5 protein-coding genes are annotated in these 8,768 nt (G+C 59.4%); all 5 read left to right on the top strand.

Going from position 1 to position 8,768, the window contains the following annotated elements:
- Positions 1 to 494: 494 nt before the first annotated feature.
- Positions 495 to 2,012, top strand: coding sequence for a glycoside hydrolase family 5 protein (locus FYJ85_RS14540; RefSeq protein WP_106053683.1), 1,518 nt, complete (start codon positions 495 to 497; stop codon positions 2,010 to 2,012).
- 66 nt (positions 2,013 to 2,078) lie between these two features.
- Entirely contained in the window at positions 2,079 to 2,537 is a 459-nt protein-coding gene (locus FYJ85_RS14535) for a LemA family protein (RefSeq protein ID WP_154419316.1), read from the top strand.
- 182 nt (positions 2,538 to 2,719) lie between these two features.
- On the top strand, positions 2,720 to 3,859 hold the full coding sequence (locus FYJ85_RS14530) for a substrate-binding domain-containing protein (protein ID WP_106053685.1): 1,140 nt from the start codon (positions 2,720 to 2,722) through the stop codon (positions 3,857 to 3,859).
- A 32-nt stretch (positions 3,860 to 3,891) separates the two neighbouring features.
- On the top strand, positions 3,892 to 4,647 hold the full coding sequence (locus tag FYJ85_RS14525; protein WP_206213207.1) for a prepilin-type N-terminal cleavage/methylation domain-containing protein: 756 nt from the start codon (positions 3,892 to 3,894) through the stop codon (positions 4,645 to 4,647).
- Between the two features lie 10 nt (positions 4,648 to 4,657).
- Positions 4,658 to 8,389: a hypothetical protein gene (locus FYJ85_RS14520; protein WP_154419314.1), complete on the top strand. Its 3,732-nt coding sequence runs from the start codon at positions 4,658 to 4,660 to the stop codon at positions 8,387 to 8,389.
- The last annotated feature ends 379 nt before the right edge of the window (positions 8,390 to 8,768 follow it).

The raw sequence follows: 8,768 nt of genomic DNA, 5'->3' as shown, positions 1-8,768 counted from the left end.
AGAAATCTACATGTAATCTCAAAAATAATTACGAGTTACATCGCACTATTCAATTTTCAATCAGCTCGCCCCGAGTGGGACGCGACAGAGTTTTAATATAACTCTTTTCTGAAACTTGTCAAGCCGCGTTTCGAAGATTTTTCAATCTTTCTCAAAACTCCGGCTCGCTCCGTTTTCCAGCAACCGCGTCCCTCATCAGGCGCAACAGGGATTTAAAATATACCCTTTTCCGATATTTTCAAGCTCGGATTTCATTATTTTTCAATAATTTTCCAGAAACCCAAACCAGAAATTTCAACCAACATCCCCAACTTCAGGGGCAACGGATTCTTAATATATCATCAATTTTTCAGCTTGCAAGCTCAGAGCAGACCATTTTTCACGATTTTTGAGCAGTTTTAATGAAAATACCTAAATACGCCTTGCATCTTACCGGAATCGGGAATATACTTTTCCACAATCCGTATCGCTTATCTTGCAACCTTGGAGAATGAATGATGATGTTGAAGAAACTGGTCCCGCTCTCCTGCATCGTTGCAGCCGCGCTCGGCGGCTGCATGACTCCCTCTGCACCGCCGGACTCGCTTTCCGGCGTGGTTTTCGAGGAAACGTTCAAAACGCCGGAAGCGGCGGCACAGGTCTCCGGCGCGGAGTTTATCCCGGGCGGCGGTCCGGACGGACAAAACTCCATCCGGATCAAAGGCGGCGACCGGCCGGCCGAAATGAAGCTCGATGCCTCAAAACTGCGCGGACGGCTCGTAACCGTGGAGGCCATGGTTAAAGGGCAGGATCTCTCCGGGACACTCCAGATCGTTCCCGATTATATCCAGGGACCAGGCGAATATTATCCGTCGCGCGGCGGCGACAAAGGCAGTTACGACTGGCGCAAATTCGCGTATTCGGTCCAGATCCCGGATTATGCCGGCGACCTCAAACTCCGGTTCGGACACGCCGGCAAATCGGGCGTCGCCGAATATGCGGACGTGAAGCTGACGCTGGTTCCGGTTCCCTCCCCCTGCACTTATATCAATGAACAGCCGCTCCAGAAAACCCCGCAGTACCGCGGCGCCATGGTCGGCAGCCTGCGCGGCGACAACGACGCCATCCGCATATTCGGCGAAAAATGGCATGGGAATCTGGTCCGTTACCAGTTCGGAGGCGGCGGAGATGCCAACACGCCGGAAAAGTACCGGAAATGGGGCGAGGCGCGCATGGCGGATCTCGACCGGCTCCTGCCTGAATTCGAAAAGTACGGCATCAAAGTCGTGATCGACCTCCACAGCGGACCGGCCACCATGAATGAAATCCTGCAGAACGTCGGCATCTGGACAACCGAAGCCCAGGATATGATCGTCGACCTCTGGCGCGAAATCGCCAGACATTACAAAGGGAATTCGAACATCTACGGCTACGATATCCTGAACGAGCCGCTGGAACCCTCCTACGTTTACCGGCCGGGCGGCGCACTCGACTGGAACCGGCTGGCGGAACGCATCGGAAAGGCGATCCGCGAAATCGATCCCGATACGCCGATCATCGTGGCCTGTGCCGTCGGCGGCAATCCGGTCGGTTTCGGTTCGCTCCGGCCGATCGATGTGCCGAACACGATCTACACAGTCCACTGCTACCTGCCGCACGGATACACGCATCAGGGGGTGCACGGCGCAAAAATGGTCGGCGCCTATCCCGGCGTGAAACATGACGGCCGCGTGTGGAACAAGGAGATGCTGCGCCGGTCGCTCGAACCGGTCGTGAAATTCCAGCAGCAGTACAAGGTTCCGATCTATGTCGGGGAGTTCGGCGCCGCACGCTGGGCGCCGGGCGCCGAACAGTACCTGGCCGACTATATCGATCTCTTCGAGGAGTACGGCTGGGACTGGACCTATCATGCGTTCCGCGAATGGGACGGCTGGAGCGCCGAGCACTCCACCGACCCGGACGACAAAACACGGTATGAATCAACCCCGCGCATGAAGCTTCTGACCGACTATATGAGCCGCAACCGGAAGTAGCGCTTGACCCGTGCCGGAAAACGCGGTACATTATAGACAAACTTGTATCAGAGGAGAAGCGTCGTTATGAATGGACCCGCGTTTTTCGGCCATGTCGCCGATTATTCGAGTACGACGAGCATCATCGCATTCGTGTTGATCGCCGTCGCCATCCTGTTCATCTACCTGTACAACTCGCTTTCGATGCGCCGCAGCCAGCTGGACCGCCAGCTCGCCCACATCAGGATCATCCTGAAGCGGCGTGCCGAACTCGCGCGGCAGCTGGCGCCGGACCTGCCGGAGTTCCCGCTCTCCGCGCCGATCGCCGAACAGCTCCGCATGGACACCGAAGCCGCCGCCGTCGTGAAGGAGCTGCAGGAACCCGATCCGGAGCCATTGACCGAGTACAACGAACTCGAAAAAACGCTCGACGACACCATCGGGCTCTGCCGGGTCAGTCTCGAACAGTACAACCGGATCGTCGAAAATCCGGATGCGAACTGGGCAATGCGGCTCTTCCGTTTCGAACCGCGGGAACGGTTCTGACCCGGGATCTCCTGCTGCACGCCTGCAAACGTGAAAGACGGCAAAAGTCGCCTTCCCATGTTTGCAGGCATGACGCCTTTCTTTGAATTTTCCGATTTTTTTTCTTCATGCTCTTGACAATTCACCTGTTTTGATTCATAATAATAGTATCGCAACAGTGGTACAAAAAACAGGAAATTGCCATGCCCCCGCTGAAATATCTGAAAGTCAAATCCTATCTGGAGGCTGTGGCGGTCAAACCGGAGTCCGCGATGCGGATGCCGACGGTCCGCGAGCTGATGAACCAGTTCAATGTCTCGCTCGCCACCGTGAACCGGGCGCTCTCCGAACTTGAAAACGACGGCGTGATCGTCCGCCGGCAGGGCTCCGGCATCGTCGCCGCCGGCAAGCATAGAACCGTGGCACGGCTGCAGGGGAAAGCCGCCGGAGTCCGCAACCTTCTCTTCGCCTACAATGATTATCCGGATGAAAGCACCTGGAAGATGGTGCACACGATCGCGCACTATTCCCGGCTTCAGGGCTGTAATATGGTCGACTGCAAAATCTATCCGGACACCTCGACCGAATCGCTGATCGAATTCGTCAAGGCGCAATCCGACTGCTCCGGCCTGATCCTGCTGGTCGGCGCCGACCGGATGGATGCCGAACGGCTTGAGGCTCTCGGCAGCCTGCCGATGACGATCGTGGTCGTCGACAGCATGTATTTTTATGCGAACTACCTGCCGGACAACGTTTACATCCTCTCCCCCGACGCCGTCAACTGCGCCGAAAAAACCGTTGAAGTCCTGCTGAGAAAGGGACACCGCCGGATCGGCTTCGTCCGGAACGAACCGCGCAGCGAGTACAACGACCTGTACCGAAAAACCCTGATTGCGGCAATGAAGCGCGAGGGAATCGAATTCGGGCCGGAGCGGATTTTCAGTTCGACAATCCGCTCCTGGGAGAGCTCGCTCGATGCGGCGGTGCAGCTGACGGAAAACAACCTCGACCAGATCAAAAAGCTCGGCCTGACCGCACTGATCTACAAATCGTCGAGCGGTGCCCTGGTCACCCTCAAGACGCTGAAAGAGGCCGGGCTGCCGGTTCCGGACCGGATCAGCGTGATCGGCGAAGGCGAACGCGATCTGTACCGCTATCTGACGCCCGGGCTCACCGTCGTGACCATGGATTACGAAAAGCTCGGCTGCACCGCCGTCGATATCGTGCTCGGCAAACTCAAGCCGAAGAACCACAACCTCTTTTTTCCGCAACATCTGATCGAACGCGAAAGCGTGAAGGATTTGACGAAAAACGGCATGGACGCACCACAGTTTTCCGAATGAAAAAGCTCACCACTACAAAACGGGGGACCATCATGAAAAAGAGAACATTCACCTTGATCGAGCTGCTGGTCGTCATTGCGATCATCGCGATTCTCGCCTCGATGCTGCTGCCGGCGCTGAACCAGGCGCGCGGCGCCGCAAAGGGTTCCAGCTGCAAGAACAACCTGAAGCAGATCACCGGCGCCGTTTCGATGTACTGCAACGATTTCGGCGTGCTGCCGCTGGCGGTTCCGCCGTGGAGCTGGGACGGCCGCGAACAGTGGCACGCCAAGCTCGACAAGCTTTACCTCGGCGGAGCATATTGGGAGAAAAACTCTTTTTCATCTACCACGAATCGCCCGTCGGTTAAGTTGTGGGATTGTCCCGGCCGCACAATGAAACTGGGAGACAACATCAATACGCTGAACAAGGAGAACTACGGCACCGGCGGATATGGAGCGAATACCGGCATCATCCGGCATCACAAGGATGGCGCGGAGGGCTCCCCGTTCCATGTCGTAGTCCGTCCCGGCCGGATCAAGCAGGCGTCGGTCTGCCCGACCATCCTCGAAACGACCCATTATGTCGGTCAGTGGGAATGGCTTCGGAATGTGAATACCTTCGGGCTTTTCCGCTTCGAACACGGCAATTCCGGCAATATGGCCTTTCTCGACGGGCATGTCGCCTCCGTACTGCGCCGCCCCGGCCTCTGGAACGACAACTGGCTGAACGGCCAGTTCCCGGGGAAAGGATATGTCTGGTGGGGGACGAACCTCTGGGACAAGAACAATGCGAACAAGTTCGACTGAGGAGCCGCCGATGAAACACACTCTGCTGCTGTGCGGCCTTCTGGCCGGATTCTCCCTGGCCGCCGCCCCCGAGCTCGTCATGGTCGGCGATGCCGGGAATCCGGGCAAAAAGGTCTATTTTCACGAGGTGCCGAACCCGTATCCGCGCGGAGGCGTCGCCTATCCGTACCGGATCGGCAGATCCGAGGTGTCGAATGCGGAATATGCGGAGTTTCTGAACGCCTGCGCCGCGGAATCCGATCCGCACCGGCTGTTCGACGAACGCATGAAAATCGTGCGCTCCGGCGGCGAAGGCGCCTGGAAGTATGCCCCCGCGCCGGGCCGGGAGGAGGACGGCGTGAACTTCGTGAGCCGGGTCAACGCGGCCCGCTACTGCAACTGGCTGACGACCGGAGATGCCGCGCAGGGCGCCTACACGATCGCGGAGAAGCCGCGCGAAAACGGCAGGACGTTCGAAGCGATCGTCGGCTACCGCGATCTGACCTTCCCGGATGCGGCGCGGGTCTATGTTCTGCCCGACATGCACGAATTCTTCAAGGCCGGCTGGTATGACGGCGATGGGAAATTCCGCGAATTGAACGCGGAAACCCGGAGCGAGCCGTCCCGCTACGGCATCGTGAAACATGCTTCCGGGCTCCGGGAGCACATGGAGAACAAATTTTACGCGGGCGCCCCGTTCGTGCTCGGCGCCGACGACAAGGCAACGGACGCGGCCAGCCTGAACACCGCGCGCCTCTGGCAGCAGCCGGAGTACGAGGGGCGGGAAACGGCCGGCTTCCGCGTCGCCGCCACGGCTCCGCTGCAGATCGGCGACCGCCTGAACCGGCGCAACAACTTCTTTTTCGACGATGCGGAACCGGCGAAGCTGCGGATCCGTTCCGACGCCCCGGCGCACAAATCGGTTTTCCGGCTCGAGCTGCGCGATTTTGCGAACCGGCCGGTCTGGAACAAGCAGGTCGAACCGCAGCTGAAACCCGGAGTGACCGAACTGCCGATCGAACTTCCGGCGGCGGACGGTTACTACGAGCTGCGCGTCACGCCGGAGGACGCTTCATTCAACGGCGGGAGCGTCGTCATTCCGCTCGCCGTCATGCGCGACGCCGCCGACAACGGCGCGGAGGGAAACTTCGGCTTCACCTGCCACATCACACGCCGCGAACGCCGCTACAGCTTCGAGGAGTTCGATTTCGACCTGCTGCGCCGTCTCGGCGTCAGCAACGTCCGTGTCGATGTCGGTTACAATGACATCGGCGGCTCCCAGAGCGTGCTGCGCCGCATCCGGGCGGCCGGGCTGAACCCGCTGGCGATCATCACCGGTTCGGGCGTCAGCGATTATGACGGTCTTGCGAAAAACCGGGCCGGGCATCCTGAACTGGTCCGGAAGTGGGCCGCCCACGGCATTCCGGCCGATTACGCCTGGTATGCAGAGCAGGTCTACAACCTGATCTCGGCCCATAAGGATGTCGTGCGCGACTGGGAGTTCGGCAACGAACCGACTTACTGGAAGGTCCTGCCGGAAGATTACGCCCAGATGCTGAAGGCCGGATACAAGGCCGCCAAGCTGGCCGATCCGGACTGCAATGTCATGGCCGGGGACCTGAATGCAATCCATGCGCCCGTGTTCCGGACCGGCGGAGCGGCCTTCTGCGATTCGATCGCCAGCCATATCTACGGCTTCTATGTGCCGATGTTCTGGGGCATCGCCGGAAAGATGCGCGAAATGAACGGCTGGAAGAACGCCGCCGGAATCCCGGAGAAACCGGTCTGGCTGACCGAAATCGGCGGCTGCACTTACAGTTCGATGCATATGATTCCGGTGCGGACGCTCGACGAGGTCCGGCGCTACCAGGCGATCCACCAGCCCAAGGTCATGGCCGGCGGCCTTGCGTTCGGTGCGGCAAAGGTGATCCCGTACAACTTCCGCGACGTTCCGGTCGATTCGCTCGAGGAAGAGTTCGGCATGCTCGACCGTTACGGACGGCCGAAACCGGGGGCCGCAAGCTTCCGGGCCACGGCGAAACTGCTCGGCAAAGCAAAATTCAGCGGTTTCGTGAAAGGCCACTCGCTGAAATCCGGCGAAATCGCCGGGCTGGCCTTCCGGGACGCGGAAGGGCGCGACGTCGTCACGCTCTGGCGCAACGACCCCTACGGCTACGATCAGTTCAAAATCCCGTTCTTCGACATGGTCAGGGCTCCGCAGCCGGTCGCATTGCCGGCGGAGGGCGGCTCCGTCGAGCTCTTCAATCTCTCCGGCGGCGCATCGAAGCTGGATGTGAAGAACGGCTCTGTCGAGATTCCGGTCAGTGAATATCCGGTTTTCGTCCGCGGCAGGCTGAAGCCCGAACTCGAACCGGTATCGACGGCGCATGCGGTTCCGCCGCTGAACCTGCCGCGCGCAAAAGTGAAAATCCTGCCGAAGCAGAAAACGCGCGCCTGCGACCTGATGAGCGGTACGGTTCCGGAACTCGCGGCAGGGACGGCGGAAAGCGTGAAGGTCCACGTTTACAACCTGAAAGGTGAACCGCTCTCCGGCAGCCTCCGGCTCGTGCCGAAGAGCAACTGGCGCGAGTGGGCGTGGAAAGTCGAGCCCTCCGTGGTGAAACTCGACCTCCCCGCCGACGGCATGGGCGAGGCGGAATTCAAAATTCCGGTGCCGCGCGGCGCGAAGCCGGGGCAGCTCTTCTATCTGGACGCGTTTTTCGAAACGGAACCGGGCGTGGAGTTTCAGGATACGGTCGTGTTCCGCACCGAAACGAAGAAGCTGAAGCTGGCCGACTGGATCACCTACGCAAAGGGATTCAAACTCGCCTCCGATGCGGACGGCGCCCGAATCCGGATCAGCTGGGAGAAGGACCGCGCTCCGTTTGCCAGTTTCTATCTGCGCACGCCGAAGCTCTTCGCCGAAAATGCGGCGGGGCTCGAGACCGACGTCATATTGCCGGTCCGTCCCGACGGCGCGATGATTCACGCGGTCAACCTTCTTTTCATGGACCGCAGCGGAGAAATTTTCCAGCTCAAGCAGAATATCGCGCCGCCGGAGAAGGAGTGGAGCTTATTGCGCTTCGACGCCTCGGGAATTCTCCGGAAGGGAGTGATCGTCCACAAGGGCGGCGACGGCAAAGTCGATTTTCCGGTCCGGCTGCTCGGATTCAACTTCGAGCTGAAGCCCGGCGCGGCGGCGGACGGATCGATTCTGGTCCGGGAGTGGGAACGCGCCCGGCCGCTGACCCGCTGGGAACCCGGCGCGTGGACGGTCTACGGCGAAGGCTACACGCTCGGCAAAGGGAAAAATGAGTCCGAGCTTGTCGTGAGCCGGACACCGGGCGGCCGCGCTTACGCATCGCTCTTCTCCACCCGGCTGCCGGTCGTCGCCCGCGACGCCGCAAGCTGGCCGAAGAATGTCGAAATCAGCTTCCGTCCCGAAAAAGCCGCCGTCCATTCGGTCAGCTTCCTGGTCCAGGATGCGAAGGGAGAAACCTTCCAACTGAAGGAGAACATCAAACCGGCGGAAGGCGAAACGCGCCTGATGCGTTTCGACCTGACCCGCATTCCGCAGGGCAGGAATCTCATCGTCTACGGCGGAAACAACGATAAAAAGCTCGACTACCCCGTCAAGCTGCTCGGCTTCAACTTCGAATTCGTGAAAGGCGATCAGCCCGGCACGCTCGTCGTGAATCCGCCCGAATTCGACAAGCCGGCCGAAGAGTCCGCCGGAGGCGGCGGCGCGGTCGCCATGGAGTGAACGACAATCCCGCCGCATCCCAAGGGGGAGAGGAACGTCCACAGGCGTTAAACGAAAAAGTGCCGCGTACAGGTTTCTTTCATCGCGGACGGCTCTGCCGTCCGCGATCTTCAGAGCCTCCGGCCCGGCAGCTTTCCAAGGCGCGGAACCTGCGGAACTTTCCCGGAGAACCTCACGCAAGAAACCTGCACGCGGCGGCAGAAGGTTTGTAACAGATTCTGTTGCCGATTCTTTATTCAAACCGGCAGATATTCCGTTCCCCGGAACATAATACGCCCCTCTTCCATTTAAAACTGCAAAAATAAATGAACACCTATGCGGAGGACGTCCTCTCCGGGTCCCGCGACGCATGAAACCGGCAGGATCTGTTTTTTTCGAT

The sequence above is a fragment of the Victivallis lenta genome, assembly GCF_009695545.1.
Classification (GTDB): Bacteria; Verrucomicrobiota; Lentisphaeria; order Victivallales; family Victivallaceae; genus Victivallis; species Victivallis lenta.
The sequence above is the reverse complement of the archived record's forward strand: the minus strand, read 5'-3'. Positions and strand labels throughout refer to the sequence as shown.

Excerpts from the sequence above, each read along its gene's own strand:
- FYJ85_RS14540 (WP_106053683.1), top strand. The coding sequence starts at position 495 with ATGATGATGTTGAAGAAACTGGTCCCGCTCTCCTGCATCGTTGCAGCC.
- FYJ85_RS14535 (WP_154419316.1), top strand. The coding sequence starts at position 2,079 with ATGAATGGACCCGCGTTTTTCGGCCATGTCGCCGATTATTCGAGTACG.
- FYJ85_RS14530 (WP_106053685.1), top strand. The coding sequence starts at position 2,720 with ATGCCCCCGCTGAAATATCTGAAAGTCAAATCCTATCTGGAGGCTGTG.
- FYJ85_RS14525 (WP_206213207.1), top strand. The coding sequence starts at position 3,892 with ATGAAAAAGAGAACATTCACCTTGATCGAGCTGCTGGTCGTCATTGCG.
- FYJ85_RS14520 (WP_154419314.1), top strand. The coding sequence starts at position 4,658 with ATGAAACACACTCTGCTGCTGTGCGGCCTTCTGGCCGGATTCTCCCTG.